At 48.9% G+C, this 21,281-nt stretch carries 27 protein-coding genes; all 27 read right to left on the minus strand.

Annotated elements, in window-relative coordinates:
* Positions 1–181: 181 nt before the first annotated feature.
* Complete coding sequence (locus SSCH_RS05185; RefSeq protein ID WP_052835343.1) at positions 182–931, minus strand: ComF family protein; 750 nt, start codon at positions 929–931, stop codon at positions 182–184.
* 215 nt (positions 932–1,146) lie between these two features.
* On the minus strand, positions 1,147–3,273 hold the full coding sequence (locus tag SSCH_RS16280) for a helicase-related protein (RefSeq protein ID WP_052835344.1): 2,127 nt from the start codon (positions 3,271–3,273) through the stop codon (positions 1,147–1,149).
* Positions 3,274–3,691: 418 nt separating this feature from the next.
* Complete coding sequence (locus SSCH_RS05195; RefSeq protein ID WP_044664547.1) at positions 3,692–4,045, minus strand: DUF192 domain-containing protein; 354 nt, start codon at positions 4,043–4,045, stop codon at positions 3,692–3,694.
* Between the two features lie 31 nt (positions 4,046–4,076).
* Positions 4,077–4,994 (minus strand): type II secretion system F family protein, encoded by a 918-nt coding sequence (locus SSCH_RS05200; protein ID WP_052835345.1) that lies wholly within the window; start codon positions 4,992–4,994, stop codon positions 4,077–4,079.
* 25 nt (positions 4,995–5,019) lie between these two features.
* Positions 5,020–5,676 (minus strand): type II secretion system F family protein, encoded by a 657-nt coding sequence (locus SSCH_RS05205; protein ID WP_052835346.1) that lies wholly within the window; start codon positions 5,674–5,676, stop codon positions 5,020–5,022.
* Between the two features lie 14 nt (positions 5,677–5,690).
* Positions 5,691–5,975, minus strand: a complete 285-nt coding sequence (locus SSCH_RS18155) for a hypothetical protein (RefSeq protein ID WP_052835347.1) — start codon at positions 5,973–5,975, stop codon at positions 5,691–5,693.
* Positions 5,976–5,987: 12 nt separating this feature from the next.
* Positions 5,988–7,331 (minus strand): TadA family conjugal transfer-associated ATPase, encoded by a 1,344-nt coding sequence (locus SSCH_RS05210; protein ID WP_044664548.1) that lies wholly within the window; start codon positions 7,329–7,331, stop codon positions 5,988–5,990.
* A 28-nt stretch (positions 7,332–7,359) separates the two neighbouring features.
* On the minus strand, positions 7,360–8,592 hold the full coding sequence (locus SSCH_RS05215; protein WP_044664549.1) for a CpaE/TadZ family protein: 1,233 nt from the start codon (positions 8,590–8,592) through the stop codon (positions 7,360–7,362).
* A gap of 58 nt (positions 8,593–8,650) precedes the next feature.
* Positions 8,651–9,364, minus strand: coding sequence for a Flp pilus assembly protein CpaB (cpaB, locus tag SSCH_RS05220; protein WP_044664550.1), 714 nt, complete (start codon positions 9,362–9,364; stop codon positions 8,651–8,653).
* 188 nt (positions 9,365–9,552) lie between these two features.
* On the minus strand, positions 9,553–10,512 hold the full coding sequence (locus tag SSCH_RS05225) for a pilus assembly protein TadG-related protein (protein WP_044664551.1): 960 nt from the start codon (positions 10,510–10,512) through the stop codon (positions 9,553–9,555).
* Between the two features lie 13 nt (positions 10,513–10,525).
* On the minus strand, positions 10,526–10,696 hold the full coding sequence (locus SSCH_RS18160; RefSeq protein WP_156972110.1) for a hypothetical protein: 171 nt from the start codon (positions 10,694–10,696) through the stop codon (positions 10,526–10,528).
* Between the two features lie 57 nt (positions 10,697–10,753).
* Entirely contained in the window at positions 10,754–11,029 is a 276-nt protein-coding gene (locus SSCH_RS16290) for a TadE/TadG family type IV pilus assembly protein (RefSeq protein WP_156972111.1), read from the minus strand.
* A 62-nt stretch (positions 11,030–11,091) separates the two neighbouring features.
* Positions 11,092–11,580, minus strand: coding sequence for an A24 family peptidase (locus SSCH_RS05235; RefSeq protein ID WP_198142184.1), 489 nt, complete (start codon positions 11,578–11,580; stop codon positions 11,092–11,094).
* A gap of 205 nt (positions 11,581–11,785) precedes the next feature.
* Positions 11,786–11,983 (minus strand): Flp family type IVb pilin, encoded by a 198-nt coding sequence (locus SSCH_RS05240; protein ID WP_044664552.1) that lies wholly within the window; start codon positions 11,981–11,983, stop codon positions 11,786–11,788.
* A 164-nt stretch (positions 11,984–12,147) separates the two neighbouring features.
* On the minus strand, positions 12,148–12,696 hold the full coding sequence (locus tag SSCH_RS05245; RefSeq protein WP_044664553.1) for a glycosyltransferase family 2 protein: 549 nt from the start codon (positions 12,694–12,696) through the stop codon (positions 12,148–12,150).
* Positions 12,697–12,749: 53 nt separating this feature from the next.
* The gene (locus tag SSCH_RS05250) at positions 12,750–13,400 is read right to left on the minus strand and encodes a response regulator (protein WP_044664554.1); all 651 of its coding nucleotides are present in this window, start codon (positions 13,398–13,400) and stop codon (positions 12,750–12,752) included.
* Positions 13,372–13,662 carry a sensor histidine kinase gene (locus SSCH_RS16295; RefSeq protein ID WP_052835350.1) on the minus strand — a complete coding sequence of 97 codons (291 nt, stop codon included), beginning with the start codon at positions 13,660–13,662 and terminating at the stop codon, positions 13,372–13,374. Before SSCH_RS16295 ends, SSCH_RS05250 begins: the two co-directional genes overlap by 29 nt.
* A complete protein-coding gene (locus SSCH_RS05255) occupies positions 13,659–14,537 on the minus strand; it encodes a histidine kinase (RefSeq protein WP_052835351.1) in 879 nt (292 codons plus the stop codon). Before SSCH_RS05255 ends, SSCH_RS16295 begins: the two co-directional genes overlap by 4 nt.
* Before the next feature lie 132 nt (positions 14,538–14,669).
* Positions 14,670–16,088 carry a phosphoglucomutase/phosphomannomutase family protein gene (locus SSCH_RS05260; RefSeq protein WP_232294229.1) on the minus strand — a complete coding sequence of 473 codons (1,419 nt, stop codon included), beginning with the start codon at positions 16,086–16,088 and terminating at the stop codon, positions 14,670–14,672.
* Between the two features lie 437 nt (positions 16,089–16,525).
* Positions 16,526–17,260 (minus strand): YetF domain-containing protein, encoded by a 735-nt coding sequence (locus SSCH_RS05265; RefSeq protein ID WP_232294230.1) that lies wholly within the window; start codon positions 17,258–17,260, stop codon positions 16,526–16,528.
* A 260-nt stretch (positions 17,261–17,520) separates the two neighbouring features.
* Positions 17,521–17,775 carry an FmdB family zinc ribbon protein gene (locus SSCH_RS05270; RefSeq protein ID WP_044664556.1) on the minus strand — a complete coding sequence of 85 codons (255 nt, stop codon included), beginning with the start codon at positions 17,773–17,775 and terminating at the stop codon, positions 17,521–17,523.
* Between the two features lie 303 nt (positions 17,776–18,078).
* The gene (locus SSCH_RS21735; RefSeq protein WP_044664557.1) at positions 18,079–18,762 is read right to left on the minus strand and encodes a flavin reductase; all 684 of its coding nucleotides are present in this window, start codon (positions 18,760–18,762) and stop codon (positions 18,079–18,081) included.
* A 13-nt stretch (positions 18,763–18,775) separates the two neighbouring features.
* Positions 18,776–18,907, minus strand: coding sequence for a hypothetical protein (locus SSCH_RS20800; protein WP_269746122.1), 132 nt, complete (start codon positions 18,905–18,907; stop codon positions 18,776–18,778).
* Between the two features lies 1 nt (position 18,908).
* On the minus strand, positions 18,909–19,952 hold the full coding sequence (locus SSCH_RS05280; protein WP_232294231.1) for an FprA family A-type flavoprotein: 1,044 nt from the start codon (positions 19,950–19,952) through the stop codon (positions 18,909–18,911).
* Between the two features lie 24 nt (positions 19,953–19,976).
* Positions 19,977–20,357, minus strand: coding sequence for a desulfoferrodoxin (locus tag SSCH_RS05285; RefSeq protein WP_332306903.1), 381 nt, complete (start codon positions 20,355–20,357; stop codon positions 19,977–19,979).
* Between the two features lie 29 nt (positions 20,358–20,386).
* A complete protein-coding gene (locus SSCH_RS22295) occupies positions 20,387–20,671 on the minus strand; it encodes a rubrerythrin family protein (RefSeq protein ID WP_332306904.1) in 285 nt (94 codons plus the stop codon).
* Positions 20,590–20,922 carry a rubrerythrin family protein gene (locus tag SSCH_RS22300; protein ID WP_332306905.1) on the minus strand — a complete coding sequence of 111 codons (333 nt, stop codon included), beginning with the start codon at positions 20,920–20,922 and terminating at the stop codon, positions 20,590–20,592. Before SSCH_RS22300 ends, SSCH_RS22295 begins: the two co-directional genes overlap by 82 nt.
* Positions 20,923–21,281: the final 359 nt, after the last annotated feature.

A 21,281-nucleotide genomic window follows, 5' to 3' on the forward strand; every position in this document is an offset into this window, starting at 1 on the left:
CTAATTATAATACTACGGGAAGTCAGGCAATCCCTTTAATAACAGGAATAAAGACATCAATTATTGAACCTCGAAAATGAGACCTCATCCTTCTTTGTTGGGGGGTTAGTATTCTTCCAAAGAATACTTGTTGAGGTCTCACTTCTATTTTTGACCCCGTTTTACCTACTTAAACTTTACACTACCCTTTATGAGAAGATATCAGTATACCGGAAGCCAGTGTAACCACATAGATCTCTTTCACCCCGAAATCGACCAGCACTCTGCTGCACTCCTGAACTGTGGCCCCAGTAGTGTAGACATCATCCACCAGCAAAACGGTCTTACCCTTGATCATCGGAGGCTGTTTTCCAACCTCAAAGGCGCCTTTCAGGTTGGCCTGGCGCTGCTCCCTGCTAAGGGATGTCTGGCTCGGGGTTTCCCTAAGGCGAACCAATGCCTCTCCAGCCATAGGAATTTTGAGAATCCGGCTCACCACTTCTGACAGTTGAGCTGCCTGATTAAAGCCACGCTCCCTGAGGCGATTTTCATGCAGTGGTACCGGTATAACAGCTGCAATAGAACGAACAGGAAAGATTGAAACAGCCATCGATGCCATCAGCTCGCCAAAAGGGTAGGCAAGCTCCCTCCTCCCACAAAACTTGAAGTCATGCAAAGCCTCCCTTACAGCCCCCTCATAAGGAGCAACACCCCGCGCAATACAATATGGTGGTTCACTATTCCTGCAGTCAGGACAGATCTTTTCCTCTTCTTTCACACTTTGAAAGCGGCCACACTTTTCACACGGGGTGAGACCATATGCCAGCTCAGCCCACATCTCCACACATACGCGGCAGAGGTGCCGCGGAGACCCCCTGCGCCCGCAAACAGGGCACCCTGCTCCCTCAGGAAAAAAAAGCCCTCTTACAGCAGATGTTACCCCAGACAGCAAAATACCACCTCCCATGAATCAGAAACGGTTCTTCTGATCCACACTCCTGATCTATTTTCACCCTGCGGAGTGTTACCTATGTGTTGAACCATTTGTGTTACCCATGTCTTGACCGAACTAGTAATCCTTTTTCCAACGACTAACCACTAACCACTTACCACTTACCACTAAATTACTAACCACCATTAATACCGAAACCGTCCCACATCTGTATTTCAAAATCTACTGAGTACTTTTTCCCAATCCTCCCGCAGATAACCCCTGCGCATAGCTTCCCTGTTCAGTCCGATGATCTGTGCCCTCGCTTCCCGCATCGATCTGCTTGCCCCGGAGGAGATAAACCATATCTCACCTGTGGGATATTTAGGGCTGCGTCCACAACGGCCGGCGATCTGCACCAGTGTAGGTGCATCAAAAACCCCCTCCTGCCCGGCAGCCAGGACCAGTACATGGACCCGGGGTACTGTAACCCCCCGCTCCATAATGGTTGTCGTCACCAGCACAGGAAATTCCCCCGCAAAGAAGCGCTCCCTTTTCAGGGCACGATCCCTATCACTGGCATGTGTCCATTCGACACCCTGTGCATCCAGGTGTTCCAGAGGGGGCTTTCCGGCTGCTGACCGTAAAGCCTCTCCTACCTGAGATGTAAGGGCAACCGAAGGAACAAAGATAAACAATCTGGCCTCCGGCTTTTTTAAAAGTTCGGCTGTGATGTCAAGAACTCTGCGATTAATGAGCAGCCTTTTTCCGGAAGTTTTAAAGGGGCTTACATTAAGAAATTCCGGAACCGGAAGGGGAAAACCATGTGGGCGGACAGGTATTTTGATGACCTCAACCTCACTGCTCCGCGCAAACATCCAGGGAGCCGGAGTAGCTGTCAGGTATACAAGCTTCCCCCCAAACAAGCGGGCCTTTTCTACACCAAAGTGAAGCATCCTGCTCCCCGGAAAGGGAAAGGCATCACCTTCATCGAGAATCACCAGGTCAAAACGGCGGTAAAAGCGGAGTGTCTGGTGTGTTGTTGCTACAACCAGTGGAACATCTTTTCCATGACCGCCGCTGCCCCCGTAGAGAGCATTGACACGACCCTCTCCAAAGGCCTTGGCCATACGGGGCGCAATCTCCAATACCACATCCCTCCTGGGGGTAGCAAACAGCACCTCCTGCCCATGCCGCAAAACTTCATCGATCAGGGGAAAGGAGACCTCTGTCTTCCCGGCTCCACAGGCTGCCCAGACAAGACATTTCCCCCCTGGTTTTCCCTCTCTGCCAAATTTCAACAGGGTATCTGCCGCACTCTCCTGGGAGGGTGTGAAGCGGATCTCCCCCAGCAGTTTCGCATATTTCGCCGTCCTACGTTTATCACCGGCCGCAGAGATTTCCTCAGCTGAAGGTAAAATAAAAGCCGGATGCCGGAGGTCGGAAGTCGGAAGTTTGAAGGAACTTCCAGGGCAGGTTCCGAAAGATTTCCTCGCTTCGGCTCTGCTTTCATCTTCTGACAGTGCCGCCTGGACTGCATTGTCGTCTGCTCTGACAGATAAGCCCTCGTTAGAAACCCCTAAAACCAGAGGGCAGCAGAAAATCTCCTGGCGGCCATAACGGCCATGGCCGCCCCTCGTGCCACCATCCCCCTTCAGCAGCCTCCAAAATCCCGCACTGAGAAAATCTCTTTCCACTAGTGAACTGTCATATGCCGTATACAGCTGGTCACAAAAACAGAGATTCCCCAGAACTCCACATTCTGGACAGCTGCAGCACTGTTTACTGCCGCACCTGGCACAGGACCGGGGCTCAGGAATACCCTCCCACCCGCAGCGCTGACAGTAAACAAGACTCCCTTTCACAAGATATAAAGCAGGCAGCAGCAGGGCTCTCCTTTCCAGGCAGAGACACTGAAGAGACAGGGCAAGGGCCTCCCGGCTAGCGGACCCTATAAAACGAAAGATCTCCTGTATGGACAAAAGCCGCCCTTTTAGGAGTTTCTCCACATCCTGCAACTCTTCGCGGTCCGGAAAAAGGAGATCATCAGCAGTTGCCAGATCACCTTTACAAGCATAGACATCCCTTAGCCCCAACCTATACAGCGATCGGCGGCAGTGATCCCTAATACTTTCCACAGCCAGCAAATTATCGGTCACACCCTGCCTGTGATTATATTTTTTATACAGTTCAAAATATACACGGGCTGCAGTCCCCAGGGGCAGGGGAGGAGTAACCAGGTCAAAGAACTCATACCCCTTTTGTTTAAGAAAGGCGCGATCAAAGGAGGGAACAGATGAGAGGAAAAGCACCTTCTTCCCATTGCCTTCAGCTGAATATAATTGAAATAATAATTTGCCCACACCCGCTCACCATATATATAGATATCAGAAACTATAGAACCCGCCCTTACTACAGGTTCCAACCAGCAACTTCACAATCGCTCACTTTCTGGTAATAATTCCTTGCCAAAATAGAAATTCCTGCTTTCCTATACATTGTGAATAAACCAGAAGACGATTTCTACTGCAAGTCATAAGATTTATAGATACACGAGGAGCCACTCCCTTATATATGACCAGCGACAATCTAAAACATTTAGACAGCGTAGTATAGACTGCTTGATTTAACTCAAAGGAATCATGCTTCAGCTTTTCCTCGATTCTTCCTTGAAGAAAGCTGAATACTAAATCCCCTGCTGTAGAGCAAGGGTTGTCTCTGATAATATAGCAGAGTTCTATACAATGCAGATCAGTTGGCAGGATAGAATGCGCCGGGAGTTCAGCTGAAACAGGTGCGCAGAGAAACCTTGTCCCCCACTCTGCTGCCGGTCAGGCGGGCCACACCGGCAGGGAGTTCAAGGACAGACCGCGCTTCTCGGACAATGGGGCTGAACCGGAAGGGGTGCATCGACTCGATGATGTGGACGATTACCATTTCCTCATTCAAAAACAGGACATCAAAAGGAAATGCCATAAAGCAAGAGTGAACAGAATTGCAGGGCTTTAAAAGCAAACCGGCGCCTACAGGAAAGGAGCGTCTTCCCAGCAGTCCCTTGAACCGCTTCCAAAAATCAAAGGCTACTTCAACATCCTGGACCAGGACAACACCTCGTGTGGTGTTGAAAACCTCCATCTCAACCTCTCCTTTACATGTATATAGCTATTTACAGGTGCCGGAATATTTGCATCATCGCTGGCCCCAACAGCACAACAAACAGGGCCGGAAAAATAAAGAACAGCAGGGGAAAAAGCATTTTCACCGGAGCCTTCATCGCCTGTTCCTCTGCACGCTGCCGCCGCTTGCGGCGTATTTCATCGGACTGCAGCCGCAAGATATTGCCCATTCCCACACCCAGCTGATCTGCCTGAACCAGCGATCTTACAAAGTTGCTGAGGTCTTCAGCACCGACGCGATCCGCCATATCCTGGAGGGCCTCCCGCCGCGACCTGCCTAACTTCATCTCCTGAAGAGCACGTCCCAGTTCCTGTGCCAGGACTCCTGGAAACCTTTCCGTTACCCTGACCAGGGCAAGGTCAAAACCCAAACCCGCTTCCACGCTCACTGTCAAGAGATCCAGAACATCCGGCAGAGCGCGGACAACTTCCCGTCTCCTTTCCTTGATACGCATAGAAAGAAGATATTCCGGAAGCAGCATTCCACAAGCCAAAGCTACGATCAAGAATAAAAGCAGATCTTTTAAGGAGCTTCCCAGGGCATAACCCCGGAATAGTACTGCTCCAACAGTAACAGCAGTGAAAATCACCTGCAGCAGCCGGAAACCGCCGGCATCCAGCCCCATAGGATTACCTGCCGCCTGTAGACGCTTATCAAGCTGAACCCGCTTCTCACTGCTCATGCGGTGGGTAAAGAGGCGCGTCACCTTGCTCAGCAGTGGCTTCCCGATTCTCTGCCACAAAGGCAGTTGGAGGTCATCCCGGAGCCTCGGGTTGGTTTGCTTGTTCTTGTTCAGCTGTGCCAGGCGCCCGGCCATCAGGATGCGATCCTGGAAAATAAGCCGGTAAATCCCCACCATCAGCAGACAGCTGCTGGCAAAGACCAGTGCTAAGGCAAAATAGAGCACCCAATAACCCACCCTTCAAATAAATTCACACTTCAATGTTTACAATCCGCTTGATGATTAAAACCCCTATAACCTCCCCACAGGCAGATCCCCCCAGAAGGGCGATTCCTATAGGTTCAGTAAAGAGCATGCCGATATAGCCGGGGTTGATCACCAAAAGGAGTGCCAGCAGGACCACCGGCAGCAGCCCGATGATCAACCCGGAGATCCTACCCTGGGCAGTAAGTGTCTTAATTTCCCCTTTGATCCTGACCCTCTCCCGTATCGTCCCAGCAATATTGGACAGAATTTCAGCAAGGTTTCCTCCTACCTGCCTCTGGGTAAGGATGGCTGTGATCACCAACTCCAGGTCATCACTCCCTACTCGGCGGGACATATTGTTCAAGGCTACCTCTGTCGGTGTCCCCAACTGCATCTCCCGCAGTGCTCGTTTGTACTCTCCGGCTAAAGGGTGAGGGGTTTCCGCAGCAACCATCTCCATGCCCTGCAAAAAACTGTAGCCCGCCCGCAGGGCATTAGTCATTATCCCCAGGGAGTCTGCCAGTTGGCTGTTAAGAAGCTGCAGCCGCTTCTGTCGCCTTATATTCAGGTGAATCCAGGGCAGCATACAAGCTATCAGCCCACAGAAAATAGCTATGCGCAGGTTTCCTGTCAACAAAATCAATAATAAGGGAAAACCCACAGTAAGAACCAGAATCAGGAACAGAAACTCCTCTCCCTTAAAGGGAAATCAGCCTGGGCAAGCCTCTCTTCCACCCGATCAGAAAGCTTAAATGCAGCGAAAAACCTCCCACCCCAGCGCAGCAAAGACCTCCCCATATCTTTTTTCTCACCCGGCACTTTACTTCTATCCGGGGGATTCTGCCTGGTATAACGGAGCAGGCGTGCCTCCAACTGGTGCCTGTCACCTGAAATCAGACCGTAAATCCCCATAATGAAGAGCAGTGTCGCTGTAAAAGTAAAAATCAAAGCCAGAATCATGCTGACACCCCGCTAATAGAAGATTTCGTCCGGAAGTGAGATACCCGCATCCGCAAATTTATGCATAAACCGCGGCCTGATTCCTGTACTCTTGAACTCTCCTACAACACGGTGCTGTTCAACTCCATACTGCTTAAAAATGAATAGATCCTGCATGACAATTGTATCCCCTTCCATCCCCTGCACCTCTGTGAGATGGGTCACTTTTCTACTGCCATCCTGCATCCGGCTCTGATGAACAACAAGATCCAGAGCAGATGAGATCTGCTCACGGATAGCCCGCACAGGAAGATCAACACCTGCCATAAGCACCATTGTCTCCAATCTGGCCATCATATCCCTGGGTGAGTTGGCATGGCCGGTAGTCAAAGACCCGTCGTGCCCGGTATTCATCGCCTGAAGCATATCCAGTGCCTCACCACTCCGCACCTCTCCCACAACAATCCGGTCAGGGCGCATCCTCAGAGAGTTGCGCACCAGGTCCCTGATAGTGATCGCCCCTCTCCCTTCAATATTGGGTGGGCGCGACTCCATGCGCACCCAGTGTCTCTGGTGAAGCTGAATCTCAGCTGCATCTTCAATAGTTACGATCCGTTCCCCCTCCGGAATAAAGGAGGACAGCACATTAAGGGTAGTAGTTTTACCGGAACCTGTACCCCCGGAAACGATGATATTGAGACGCGCCTTGACACACGCCTCGATAAATTTAGCCATCTCCCCGCTAAGTGTACCGAACCGGATCAGATCGTCGATCTTGTAGGGGTCTTTACTGAACTTCCTGATGGTTAATGTGGGCCCATTTAGGGTAAGAGGAGGTATAACAGCATTGACACGGGAACCATCGCTGAGCCGCGCATCCACCATCGGAGAAGATTCATCGATTCTTCTCCCCAGGGGGCTGACGATCTTTTCCATGACCCGGGCAACATGGGCGTCATCCCGAAACTGCACCTCAGTTTCTTCCAGAACCCCATTTCTCTCCACATAAACCTGTGAGGGGCCATTGACCATCACCTCAGATACTGTCTCATCCCTCAGCAGCGGACTGATGGGGCCAAGCTCAAAGACCTCATCCAGCAGTTCCTGCAGCATCCGCTGCTGTTCATTGCGGGACATGGAGATCCCTTTTTCCAACAAGTGCTCTGCCATGATCTCCTTGATCTGGTTTGCGGCCTGTTCCCGTTCCTCTTCACTGACCTTATCTGTTTCACCGGATATTTCTTGTTCCAGCTTTTCCACTACCTGCTGGTGAAGGGAAAACTTTAGATTCCAAAAAGTATTATCCCTGGGTACGCTCTGAACCGCTGTCTCCCCGCTGATGGATCCCTCTTTCTGTAACCTCTTGAGAAGAGACATGATACCACCCCTTTTGCAGTCAATTCTATTAGTTCGTCAGTGCACCCAGCAAGCCACCAAACAGCCCTCTGGGTTTCTTAGTGGATTCCGCTGCTTTTTGGTTTGATCGCGCAACATCCCGGGACAGATAGCGCATACTTTCAGCGACCCTGCTCTGGGGATTGCTGAGAACAAAGGGCTTGCCCTTATTGACTGCTCCAACAACTATGCGTCCATCACTGGGCAGTTTGGCTGCCAGAGAAACTCCAAGGCTCATCTCCACATCCTCAGAGCTGATCCCCAGTTCCAGAGTTGACCGGTTCAGAACCACCTTAACCTTCTCTTTATGGTGTAATGAATCCAATACCTCCATACCAAGCTTGATGTTTTTCAGTGTAGGCAGGTCAAGAGAAAGAATTAACAGGATCTGCTGAGCGTAATCCAGGGCTACCATACTGGGGTCAGTGAACAGCCCCGGGGTATCGATGATCACATAGTCATAGCGTTCTTGCAGAAGCTTGATTACCTTTTCGACAAGCTGGGCGCTGACCAATTCAGCATATTCGGGTCGAGAGGGGGCGGTCAGAACACGCACTCCGGAGCTATGCCGCACCATATATGACTCCAGGAGTTCTTCGTCAAGGTGATTCAGCTCAGCAGCCAAATCGGAGATCGTCTGGCGCGGTATCAGGTTGAGCAGCACCGCCACATCCCCAAACTGCAGATCCAGATCCATTATAGCAACGGAAAAACCAAACTCCTGGGAAAGGCAAGCAGCCAGGTTCACTGCTATCGTAGATTTCCCAACACCACCTTTAGTACTGAACACGGTGATCACCTGACCGCCGGGGTCATCCCCCTGTACACCGGAAATACTTTGCAGCTTGACCTGACGCCTTTGGAGGAGATCGTAGACGCGATAAATAGATGAAATCAGTTCATCACTGGTGAAAGGCTTAACGATGTACTCTCTGGCCCCGGCGACCATCGCCTGACGCAGGTATTCCTGCTCTCCCTGGACTGACATGATAATAATTGCACAGCCAGGTATCCCACAGGAGATAGCTTCTGTTGCGGCAATACCATCCAGAATAGGCATATTGATATCCATCAGAACAATATCGGGCTTAAGTGTTTCTGCTTTACTAAGAGCTTCTTCTCCATTACGGGCCTCCCCCACAACTTCGATGCGGTGCTCAAAGCTAAGCAGACACCTGATATTTTCGCAGGTTTCCGGCACATCATCTACAATTAAAACACGAATCTTTTCGTGCTCCTGCAATTGACCCTCACCCCTGTCTTTTCTCCCAGGCCTTTGACATAGCACACTATGTATGACATTAACTGCTAGGTGTCAAAAACTCACCCATACTGAAAGGAACAATAGTCTGCCGTTCGTGGTCCACCGGGCTGCGCAGGGCAAACCGCATCTTACCCTCCTCGTTGGCAAACATCAGTGGTCGCGCCTCCTGCAGTGTCACAGCCAATGTCACTGTTTTTACCTCTATCGTTGCTTCTGTTTCCTGCTCCCGGGTAACCTGCGTGTTTTTGCCCACAGCCAGGACAAGCACATCCTGAAGCACCACAACTGAGCTCTTGCCCTGCTCTCCGGCAGTCACAATTCCCAGGATGTCAACATGGTCACCTGGCTGGAGATGCCAGCCCACTGCCGCCACCTCATCTACCGCCACAGTGATCGCCCTCTTGCCGGCAGGGATCTGGTAAGGCAAACCAGCCTTCGTATCCCCCTCTTTCACAAGGCGGTCTTGAAGCACCTGCTCTCCAGGTATAATAGCGTCCAAGGCAATTTTGCCCACCACATCATCCAGTGAGCGCAGTGCCCTGGAGTGAATGGAGTCCACAGGCACCTTCACCAGTTCCACCATTTCTTTAGTAATATTAGTATCTTTTGGTATCTCCACCCTGGCTTGGACCACCTGGGCTTTCTCTGTTTGGTCTGCTTTCTCCACAGCATTTTGTAGGTAAAAATAGCACATCCCAGTAGCCAGAAGTGCCAGTATAACAGCAAGAATAATCATCAACTTGGGCCGCACTTTACATTCCACCTTTTCAGACTTCCGACTTCCGGTATCCGACTTCTGTTCTTTAGGTTGGTAGTTGGTACAGATAAAATTCCCCGGGGTCTTATCCCATTGAAGAAGACGAATGTCTTTTCAGGATAGTTAAGTCGCATTTTCAAACCCGTGTCATGACTTAATCGAAACTGAAATGATAAAAAACCTTAGTAAAGCAGTTTTACTGCATATGCACCATAATCAGTTCCTCCACCCAGTTCCCCGGAGACTACCATTTTGACAAAACGCCCCACCACATAATTCTCATTTCCTGAGCCCCCCACCCCTTCCAGGAAAAAGGCGGCAAAACCAGCTATTTCTACCTCTGCGGGGCTCACCACCTTGATCATCGGAACAATCATAATCCGAGGACACTCCAGGTCAAAGTTGCTATGGGTGCATCCTTTTTTACACTGCGCAATGCGGTACTCAACACCCTGAGATGTGGGGCCAGACATGTTTCCGGTTTCAATGGGTATCCGGTCTCCCACCCGCAGAATCGTCTGGCAGCCGTTTTTTATATGCTCACGGTATTGATCGGCTCCACCATCGCCAAAAGCCAAGGCACTGTACCAGCCGTGCATCTTGCCATCAGCGTCGGCTACAGCAGTCCCGGCTCCCTGTTTCAGGAGATATTCCGCTCCTTTTACTAATTCTTGCTCCTCGATGCTGAAAGGCACCACTCCAATTGCCCCGGTCAGAGAACCTGTAAAGGCGGTTGCTGAAGCATTTACCTCCTGGTCTGTGAAGCCCAGCACCCGGGCGAAAAGAAAGTGCACATTCTGTCGAGGTTTCACTGTAATAGACTGATTGTCAGCACCAACCTCTATCACCAACTCATCCCCAGATATGCCATTGGCCAACACATATTCCCTGGCCACATCCATCGCAAGCTGCGGATTCATAGGAAGTTCCTGAGCACCGGCCAGTGCTGCGGCATCAGCCGTATTCACCAGACGGCTCCTGCTGGTGTAAAGAAGGCCGATATCGACTACCAGAGCAGCACAGCCCAACAAGACCACCAGACCTAAAGCTACCAGGATAATAACCGACCCCTGCTCCTTGGAGAGCATTTGTGTTATGTTAACTAACTGCTTGCGAATTTTCCCTCTGCATTTCTTAAACACACTGGCCACCTCCTCATTCCATGCGCATAATTGCAGCAGCCTCAAGGGGGTATGGATTTGGGATAATTTGTCCCATAATCGGAGTCAGAATGGGAACATTATAGTGCACCTCCACCTTGAGGCTGTCCCCCCGGGAACGCCCTAACTGGTCGTTCGGGTCGATCTCTATCTGCAGACGAGACACATCAAGACTCCCAGCAATACGCTCAACAGTCTCCAGGATCTCGACATCACTTCCCCCCTACAACCCCGACCCTGGCGCCCTCGCGGGCAGCTGTGTAATCACCAGATTATCAAAAAAAATAATACCAAAATCGATAATTCCAAAAACCAAGAGCAGCAGAATGGGAAGCACCAGGGCAAACTCTAGCATGGCCTGGCCCCGATTATTCCGAAACTGAAAAAGCATTCCCTCACCCCCCAGTGCATCCAACCTCCGGCATCCAACGTCTATTTCAGGGCAGGAGTAGTTTTCGTGAACTCTTTTCAGACAACAGGACGATCCCTTTTCCAACAACTAATGACCAACCACCAACCACTAACTCACCAAGTAGGCAGCAATGGTACCCAGAAAAATGGCTAAACCATAAGGTATGAGAGAACTGTAGGGCGTGCGATCAATGAACAGCAGTGCCCCCTTACCCCCTCCCCCCTACCCAAAACACCCAGAGCAACACCCAGGCGCTTCAGGGTCGACAGAAGCCGGCTCTGCCACAAAAGAACGAGGATGGCAATCACACCGCCGATCAGTGCTGTTGCCAGTGCAGTATAAAGTGCAAAAAGGGGGCCCTTTAAAGCCCCCACTGCACCTAAAAGCTTTACATCTCCGGCTCCCAGACCGCCCAGGGCAAAGGGCACTATAAAAATCAGAACTCCTGCAAGCAGGCCGGTGATACTTGTCCTCAATCCAGGCAATCCTTGGTGAGCAGTATTCAGGATAATCCCAGCTGCAGCAGCCGGGAAAACTACTTTGTTGTAGATCTTTCGCTCCCGCAGATCGGTGATCAGGCAGATCAGGATTACGATAAGGATGGCAAGATCTGCTAAAACTGCAAGCACCGCCTTCACCTGCTTTCGCAAACAACCTCATTTCATACTTCATGCTTCTCACTTCAAACTTCCCACTTCACAACCAGCCGGCCTTTACCATCACTTATAAAACTCAGTTAATCCGCTTGCAAAGCTATTCTATGTAGCTGGAGAAGCAGCGGCATTGGTAAGGGCATCAGTTGCCATTTTGGCTCTTTAACTCCGTCCACGCTTTACCCTGCTATTAACCTGCTGGAACTACAAGTTTATCCTTTACTGCATTAAATATATCCTTGAGCCCGTCACCCATAAGCCCAAGCACCGCTATAACCGCTACCGCAATCAACGCCAAAATTAACCCATACTCCGCCATACCTTGTCCCTCTTCCTCACAGAAAAACCTTTTAGCAAGTTTCAACAATTTCTTTGCCTCCCTTCTCATATTTTTGCCCTGCCCTGAGTTCTCTGGGACTATACTAGGATCTCGTCCCTATTTGATTGAAAAGTCGAACTTCGGTAAGGTCCTATTAAATTATAGGCATTTCAAGCAAAATAAGGAATCGTCCCGAGGTCTTAATTTGTTTAGGTGCTCTATCCTGGTTCCTGCTAGACTGTCGTCCCTACAAAAGAAGGCTTTTCGTCCTTACTGCTTCGGATTTTAGTCCCAGACATAACGCCAGGCATGAAGGCAATTCCAAAATTAGGGATCTTTTCCCCCCGTAAGAGGCACCGGGCCAGGGAAGTGACCGTCCTTAGTCCTACTCTTTCTGTGAGCAGAAAATAGTGGACGACTTTTCCCTGGCAAACTTCGAAACCGGCATCCAAAGCTGCATTATAGCTTTGAAGATTTTTACCGTATAATAGGGTAAAGTTATGCTTGCGGAACAGGCGACGCAGGATTTCCGGGGTCTCATCTGTGGATGCGTCATCATAAACAACCAGTTCAAAGGAACGCTGTGAGGATTGATAATAGGATAGGAGTTCTTTGATGGCTCCCTCGATGATGGGAGCCTGATTGTGGACGATAAGAAGAAGGCTGAGATCCGGGACAAAACAGTGGAGCTGTTGGAACAGATAGGATTTTCGGAAAGCAGTGAAGATAACCAGGCCGCAGAGAAGAATCACCGAGAGAACCAATAAAAACATAATGGCCATTTTTACCCCCTCCCCTTCACTATATGCGTAAGACAAAAGGGGGGTTAAGGGTTTTAAAGCTCTACCAGGTTGTTTTTTATGGCATATATCGCGGCTTGGGTGCGATCAGTCACTTTTATTTTGCGGAAGATACTGGTGATATGGTTTTTCACCGTCTTTTCACTGATAAACAATATACGAGCAATACCACGATTTGGTTCTCCCATGGCGATCAGGGACAACACTTCTTTTTCTCTTTCTGTAAGGGCACTGATCCCTTCTTCTTTTGCAGTGGCTGTGCTGAGGCGGTTATATTCTCCAAGCAGTCTTCCGGTAACCACCGGGTGAAAAGCGGGTCTCCCCTCTAGAACATCATAGATCGACTTCATAAGTTCAGCTGGTTCCACATCTTTTAACAGGTAGCCGCTGGCACCGGCCTTGATCACTTCCAGCATCTCTTCATCTTCAGCAACAGTAAGAATGATAATTTTAATATCCGGCATTTCCCTGCGAATCACTCGACTGGCTTCTTTCCCGCTGGTGCCGGGCATTTTTAAATCCATGAGAATGATATCCGGACGCAGGCTGCGGGCCAAATTTATGGCACCCTGACCATCACCCACCTCCCCGGCTATTTCTATATTTTCATCCAGTTCCAGTACCCTTCGCAAACCCTCTCTAATCAAGGGATGGTCATCAGCAATAACTACTCTTATTTTCTCCATGTGTTCTCCCCTCCTCACCAACAGGAATTACCACATTTATCTCTGTACCCTTGCCCAATACGGAGTTCACCTGTAAATCACCTTTTAGGACCTGGGCGCGTTCTCTCATATTCAGCAACCCGTAATGCTCCTTATTCTCCATTGCCATTTCCGGATCAAACCCCTTGCCATCATCCTGGATGACGGCAAGGACCTGCTGGGGATGTAGTTCCAGTTTCACTGTCGCCCCGCTGGATTCAGCATGTTTCTGGACATTATTCACAGCCTCTTGGATGATTCGAAAAACAGCCAGTTCGAGGGTTCTGCTGTACCTCCTCTCACTGCCGAATAAAAGCAATTTAACAGACAGGCTGTGCCGTTCTTTAAGATCTTCAAGCAAGCGACGCACCCCCCCCCGGCTAACCCCAGATCATCCAGGGCCATTGGCCTTAAATCAAAGATAATTCTTCTGATATCTTGAAGGGTGCTGCGCGTCAGATCTTTTAGTTCTTCCAATTTAGACTTCAGTTGTTTGGGCTCATGAATCAATAGTTGTTCACAGTATTCTGCCCGCAAAACAATGTTGGCCATTGCTTGGGCAGGGCCATCATGGATCTCTCGGGAAAGTCGCCGGCGTTCCTCCTCTTGAGCCAGGATAATCTTGAATCCTTCATCTTGCTTTTGTAAATCATCAAGTTTAACATTGATTTGAGCAAGGGCGCCCTGGAAAAACTGCAGGACAATACTGGTTTTTGTAATAAGTGTTTCCGCCTTCGCTACGGTCCGGGAAAGGCGTTTCATGCTTCGTTCTAATTCCATGCGCCGACGGCGCAAATTATTTTCCTGCTCCTGCAGGGCGAGTAGACATACCTGCAGGTCCATGGACACTCCACTGACTTCCTTTACCATCACCTCATCGTATTGATGAAGATTGCAGCTAACATCCACCAAAGACAGCTGTGATTGCTTTTCCAACCGGGTGAGCTTGTCTATTTCCTGAACCGTCTCCAAAGTTTCGCATTGAGTCGTAATTAGATCCTGCTGGACCCGCTCCAATTCACAGCGGGTATTTTCGGCAATGTCATAGATAGCATCCTGGCCTCTCTCTATTGCATTAAGTGTCTCTTTGACAACTCGATCAAGTGCTTCGACCTCCACCCTCCAGTACCTCCTGCTTTTAGAGCGGTTGGAAGCCGCTCTCTACCTTGTTATGTTTAACCATTTCGACATATTCGGGGATCTTTCCTGCAGGTTTTAGAAAATATTTCTGAAAATATAAACACTATGGACTTAAAGGCCTAGGAGCTGACGGACACTGTTCTGTAGCATACCTAGCTGTTCACTGCTGTTCGCTTCCACATATATCCTGAAAACCGGTTCTGTTCCCGAGGGACGCACTAGGACCCAGCTCCCATCATCCAGAAGCAGCTTTACCCCATCAATGGTCAGACGATTCGACACTTTCCGATCACTAATCATCTCAGGCGACCACGCTCGCAGCAAGTTAATAACTTCTTCCTTTTTCTTATGGTCACACTTCAGGTCAAGGCGAGCACTGACCAGACAGCCAAACTCACGGTTAAGTTCTTCCTTCAGTTCTCTCAGGGATTTACGCCTGCAGGCCAACATTTCCACAATAAGTGCTATGGCCAAAATGCCGTCCTTCTCCGGAACATGCCCTTGAACACTCATACCCCCGCTTTCCTCTCCACCCAGGACACTGCGGTGGTTAATCAAAGACTGGGCAATATACTTGAAACCAACCGCAGTCTCCATCACCGGGAGCCCGTACTCATCTGCAACGCGGTCCAGCATGTGGGTTGTGGCTACAGTGCGAGCCACAGCACCCCGCCAATTACGGTCTTCCATGAGGTAATAGAGGATCAAAGGCAGCATTTCGTTTGGTGACATGTATTCACCATTACTGTCGATCACACCGAAACGGTCGGCATCTCCATCCAGGGCCAGCCCCAGGTCGGCTTCCTTCTCTAGAACTGCTTCCTTCAAAGGAACAAGTCCTTTTTCATTAGGCTCCGGGAGGGAGCCACCAAACAATACATCCCGATAATTATGGATAACATCCAGCTCGATCTTTGTTCCCTTGATTATCTCTTCTAGATAGCCCCTTCCTGCTCCCCACATTGGATCAAGAACAATTTTCATGCTGCCGCGATGAATAAAGCGATAATTTAACATTTTTTGAAGATGAGCAAGATAAAGCGGTTTGGCATCCAGATCACGGATCAGGCCACACTCCCGCCCGGCATCCTCGGATAGAGAGCAGACCTCCTCCACCTGCAGGTTCTCTAGATTTTTCTCGATGGCTTCTGTTATCTCCGGGGTGGCGGGACCAGCGTATTCGGGAATGAACTTGATTCCATTGTACTCCGGGGGGTTGTGGCTGGCTGTGATCATTACCGCCCCACCCGCATCCAGGGCTTTTATAGCAAAGGCTGTAACCGGAGTTGGAGTGGCATCCACTGTCAGCCAGGAATTGATGTTGTTTCCGGCCATCACCCCAGCGACAGCAGCTGCAAATTGCTCAGAAAGAAAGCGGCTGTCATAACCGATGACAACCCCTTGACCGGATAGCCCGGATTCCTTCAGAAAGCTGGCAATGGCCTGTGCTACCAGGCACACATTGGCAAAAGTAAACTCCTTAGCTATAACAGCCCGCCAACCATCTGTACCAAATTCGATTCTATTCACATCGCTCCCCCTTACTTTTTCTCGACATAAAACCATTAATTCTAACCTCCTGTCTAATTATAGTACATTTACCAGCCAAAAGGATCAGGGGGACGGTTCTCCTGATCTATTTTTAACCCACAGAGCATCCCCCCTTTCCAACAGTCGACAACTCACCACCCATAACTAAGCTTAGGAAGGCGGTTTTTGTAGAGGAACTTCATAACCTCATTATGGGGCAGAGCAACAACGGCCAACGACCAACCATTCCGCCGCATTGAGGATATCTCTCTGCACATAATAAATCTCGCCCAAACATCTTTTTCCAACGACCAACCACTAAACCGTCCCCCTTACACGCAGAAATGCGCCGGGAACCGTCCCCCTTGCACGCTAAGGCAAATAAAAAGAGCGCCACCTTAGTTGAAGGGACGCCGAATTGCCTGCTTTCAATGCCACTATCCCCCCGGGTCATCCTGTATCCTGGTATTATGAACAACCTCATCATCTTTTTTATCCACATAAAGGTTCCCCTGGGCATCAAGGATGGCCAGGTGTACTTCTCCCGGGGTCTGGATTCCCTGTTTTTTAAGTTCATTGATCAACCAGGACTCATCCAGATTGTTCTGGTCCAGGTTTTGGTAGATAATTACCCCATCTATGATCAGTTCACTGCTCAGTCCCTGGTACTGGCTCTCTAATTGAAGATCTTCTGCGGTAACCGGCTTCTTTGACGATTTCAGCAAAACGCTCAGCCTTCCATCAGCTTCCAGGACAGCAAACTCAACATCAGATATGTTAAATACCCCCTGGCTGCGCAGCTGCATCAACAGATCATCAATATTATACTGAACATTTTTCATATGCTGCTCCATGATCTTGCCATTCTGGATAATCAAAACAGGTTCTCCGGCCAGCACTTTGCGGACAACACGGCTTTTCAAGGTAATAAACCTCACCAAATAATTCAAAATAGAAAAAACAAATAGCGCCAACAGCAGCGGCCAAGGACTAATCCGTGTTTGGATGACAATACCCCCGGCGATAATACCAGTGGTTATTCCTGCTAGATACTCATAATAAGTGAGCTGCCCTGCACGCTCTTTTTCCAGCACCCTGGCGATAATTAATATCGCAAGAAAAGCTATAACAGCCCTGGCAGTCATTTCTAAATAAAGAGAAGTTACAGGCAAAGGAGTATCCCCCTTTAGTTGGATTTATGACGATGACAGAGGATCTTAATTGCCACCTGCCGGAAGAGATCAAAAACATCCTCCCGTCCTTCCAAGCGCTGATACCTGACCGCTTTTGTTTTCTCAGTCATTTACAAACTCACCTCTCAAAGGCATTGCATTTTAGATCAATTATTAACGTTTTAACCCTTTTTTATGCAGAAAAAAAACCAAGCCACGCTGTTAAAAGCGTGGCTGGTATTTGAGAAACCTGTAAAAACCTAAGTGGCAGATGGGGCCTTGGTCTCTTCCTTCTTGGCCTCAGTGGCCGCTGGCTTTTTCTGTTCATGGAAACTGGCTTTCCTGTTGTCTGTGCAGTAAAAACCAGACCCCTTAAAAACAATGGCCACATTGCGGGAAATCAACCTCTCCACAGGTTGTCCACAGGTCGGGCACTTTTCAAGAGCCGGTTCGGTAATACGCTGCGTGACCTGGAAACGGCCGCAGTGTTCACACTTGTAATCATAAGTCGGCATTTAGCGTCACCTCTCCAGGAAATCTTTTATCTCACAAAATATCTTTATACGCCATTACATGAACTTTGTCAAGGGAATTCCCTGATGTTCCGCTGATGTTCCCTGGGTGATTTATTCGTGAATTGACACAAAACTCTGGACCACTTGTGAACACATAATCACCTCACCAACTAATTATAGTGGTATATTCGTGGATACCCGGAATGCCACAAAAAGTGTATGCAAATGCCAGGATTGACTCATTAAAAAAATGCTGCTCTCAAGAGAGCAGCATCATCAATATAAATATGGATTAGAATCCTTTTAACCGATCTTTTCAAACGCATCCTTGCCTGCTCCGCACACAGGGCAAACCCATTCATCGGGCAGTTCTGCGAAGGGTGTTCCTGGCTCGATGTCGTTTTCCGGATCCCCCTCTGCGGGGTCATATTCATAGCCGCAAATTGTGCACTCGTAGATATCCATGCCCTTTCTCCTTTCATTTTCTTTGATATAAGTGGGAGCAGATGGAGGGGTGCTCCCTCTTTTCACCTGGTGATAATAGGCATAGGTCATTGGGTTGCTCTGTTTTAAAACCTCTGCTGCAGTCAGCTCTCCGATAAAGATGTTGTGTGTTCCTGCATCTACACTTTGAATCACTTTTGCTTCAATAGAGGCCAATGCATCATCTACCAGATAGGGCAGACCTTGCGGGGTTGTTCGGTAATTGATACCCGCGAACTTGTCCACATCTCTGCCTGACTTAAAACCAAACTGCCCGATCAGGGAGAGAGGAGTTTCCTGGCGCAGGACGGAAACAGCAAATAACCCGCTTTTCGTAATCAACTCGTTGGTCAAATTCTGTTTATTGATACTGATGGCAATTGTAGGTGGTTCACTGGATATCTGAAAAACTGTGTTAGCAATCTGCCCATTGATCCGCTCACCGTCTTTGGATGTAATCACATACAGACCGTAGCTGACGCTGTGCAGTGCTTTTAAATCCATATTCTATCCCCTCCTATTCAATAGCCCCGGCAAGCTTGACCCCAACCTGCTTGAGATTATCCAGGTCCTCTTTGCCGGGAACGTACTGCAAATTCACTGTCTCCTCAGGCATTTCCCAGCCCATCTCTTGTAGTACAGAAGCCACTTCACGGGCTCCCTGACCTCCCCAGCCAATAGGAGCCAAAAGCAAAACCTGTGCGCTTCTTAGGCCGCAGTCCTTTGATATAGGTGAGAAAGGCGGCCACAGTCGGAAGCATCCCATTGTTGATGGTGGATGACCCTACCAGCACCAGTTTTGCTGTTAAGATATCAGGCACAATCTGCGAAATATGGTTTGTCTGTAAGGATTTCATGGTAACAGGGACACCGCTGTCTTCGATTCCCTCCTGAAGAGCCAGGGCCATTTCCCTGGTAGAGCCCCACATGGTATCGTAAACTATCACTGCCTTGCGGTCGGTTTCATTGCTCGCCCATTTACGATATTCCTTGAGCAGTTCGGGAAGATATGACCCCCAAATGAGCCCATGACTGGGGGCGATCATTTCCAGAGGGAGGGTTTCCACAACATCCAGGGCCTTGTTGACCTGATCCCCATAGGGGAAAACGATATTGGCATAGTAGGAAGCTGCCGCCTCATGGACGATATCCCAGCCCAGCTGATCAACAAAACGTTCTGTGCTGGCAATATGCTGGCCAAATGCATCATTGGACAGCAGCAGCTTGTCCTCCGGTATGTAGGTTACCATGTTGTCAGGCCAGTGCACCATAGGGGTTTGCACAAACTTCAGGGTACGGGAACCGATCTTCAGTTCCTCACCGGTTTTGACGAGGATATACTCCCAGTCCTGTTTGTAGTGCATCTCTAAGCCTTTTTTCCCCTTCGGTGTGGTGACAATTTTTGCTTGCGGAGCTGCTTCCATAACCTTCGGAACACTCCCGGAGTGATCCATTTCTACGTGGTTGACCAACATATAATCGATCTTCTCCGGGTTCACAACGGCCCTAATTCTGCTCAACATCTCATCTGCCAGGTAATGTTTGACTGTGTCTACGAGGGTAATCTGGTCATCCATGATCAGGTAGGAGTTATAGGTTGACCCGTGGGGTGTAACATAGCCATGGAAATAACGGAGATCCCAGTCGATACCGCCAACCCAGTACACACCGGGTTTAATCTCGATCGGCTGCATATAAATCACCTCCATCCAAATACTTTACCCGTTTGCCTTCCATAAACCGTGAAGATTGCAGTAGGCATAAACATCGGCATCAGGCTTTTCGCAGAAAACCGCTTTCGGCTCATCTCCCGGAGAAAGAGATACTCTCTCGATGCCATTATCAGTTACTACCGCAATCCACTCTATGTAATGCTTGTCTGTCATCGGATGAATCACAGAGCCTACATCAACAGACAGTCCCCCGTCTGCCCTGGACACTGCCGGGACATGTTTTTCCTGTGATGCATCAGTGGTATTGGCCACAAGTTGTGCCATAGGTTTACCGCAGCACACCAGCTTTCCGCCACCGTTTTTGATCAGCTCCACAATATTGCCACATGTTTCACAACGATAAAATGCAACCTGTTCTTTCATCATCAGGGCTTGACCACCTTTCCGAAACGAGATTAATAGTTTTCAGCCTTGATCTCAAAATACGCCCTGGGATGATCGCAGACTGGGCAGATTTCAGGTGCTTTTTCTCCATAATGGATATGGCCGCAGTTGCCACACTTCCAGGCTTGTTTTTCCTCTCGCACAAAAACCTGATCCTCTTTGATGTTCTCCAGCAGCTTAAGATATCTTTCCTCATGCTCTTTTTCAATTTTGCCTACATGTTCGAAAAGAAAAGCAATCTTGGCAAAGCCTCTTCCTTTGCTGTTTTTGCAAACTCCGCGTACATATCTGTCCATTCGTAATTTTCACCTGCGGCAGCATCCTTCAGGTTTTCGTCTGTTGAGGGAATGCCGTCATGCAAGAGCTTAAACCAGATTTTGGCGTGCTCCTTTTCATTTCTCGCAGTCTCCTCAAAAAAACTAGCGATCTGAACAAACCCGTCTTTCCTTGCTTTAGAGGCATAATAATCATATTTGTTTCTCGCCTGTGATTCACCGGCAAAAGCAGCCAATAGGTTGGCCTCTGTCTTTGAACCTTTTAGTTTCATGATTAATTCCTCCTTTAATAATTAGTTGCTACCAAAACTATCTTATATTAACGGTATCTATGAAAGCAAATTGAGATATTCACATATGAGCCCGTATTTAATAAGTTACAGGCATTATCACGATTTTTCACCATAATTCCATAACATACTCTATAAGGCAACCACAGGCTCACCATGAAATACTTTCACCCGATTAACGATATTCTACCCAAAATAATTACATCAAATAAAAACAAAATAGTCGTTCCAACAAAAACCAAACGACTATACAGAACTGACGCATAGCCTCTAACTAACTACTGGCCGGTCACAAGGGTTTCCAGAGACAGAAAGAAATAATTTTAATCGAAAAAAGGAAC

The organism is Syntrophaceticus schinkii (assembly GCF_000946815.1).
In the GTDB taxonomy this organism is placed as follows: domain Bacteria; phylum Bacillota; class DSM-12270; order Thermacetogeniales; family Thermacetogeniaceae; genus Syntrophaceticus; species Syntrophaceticus schinkii.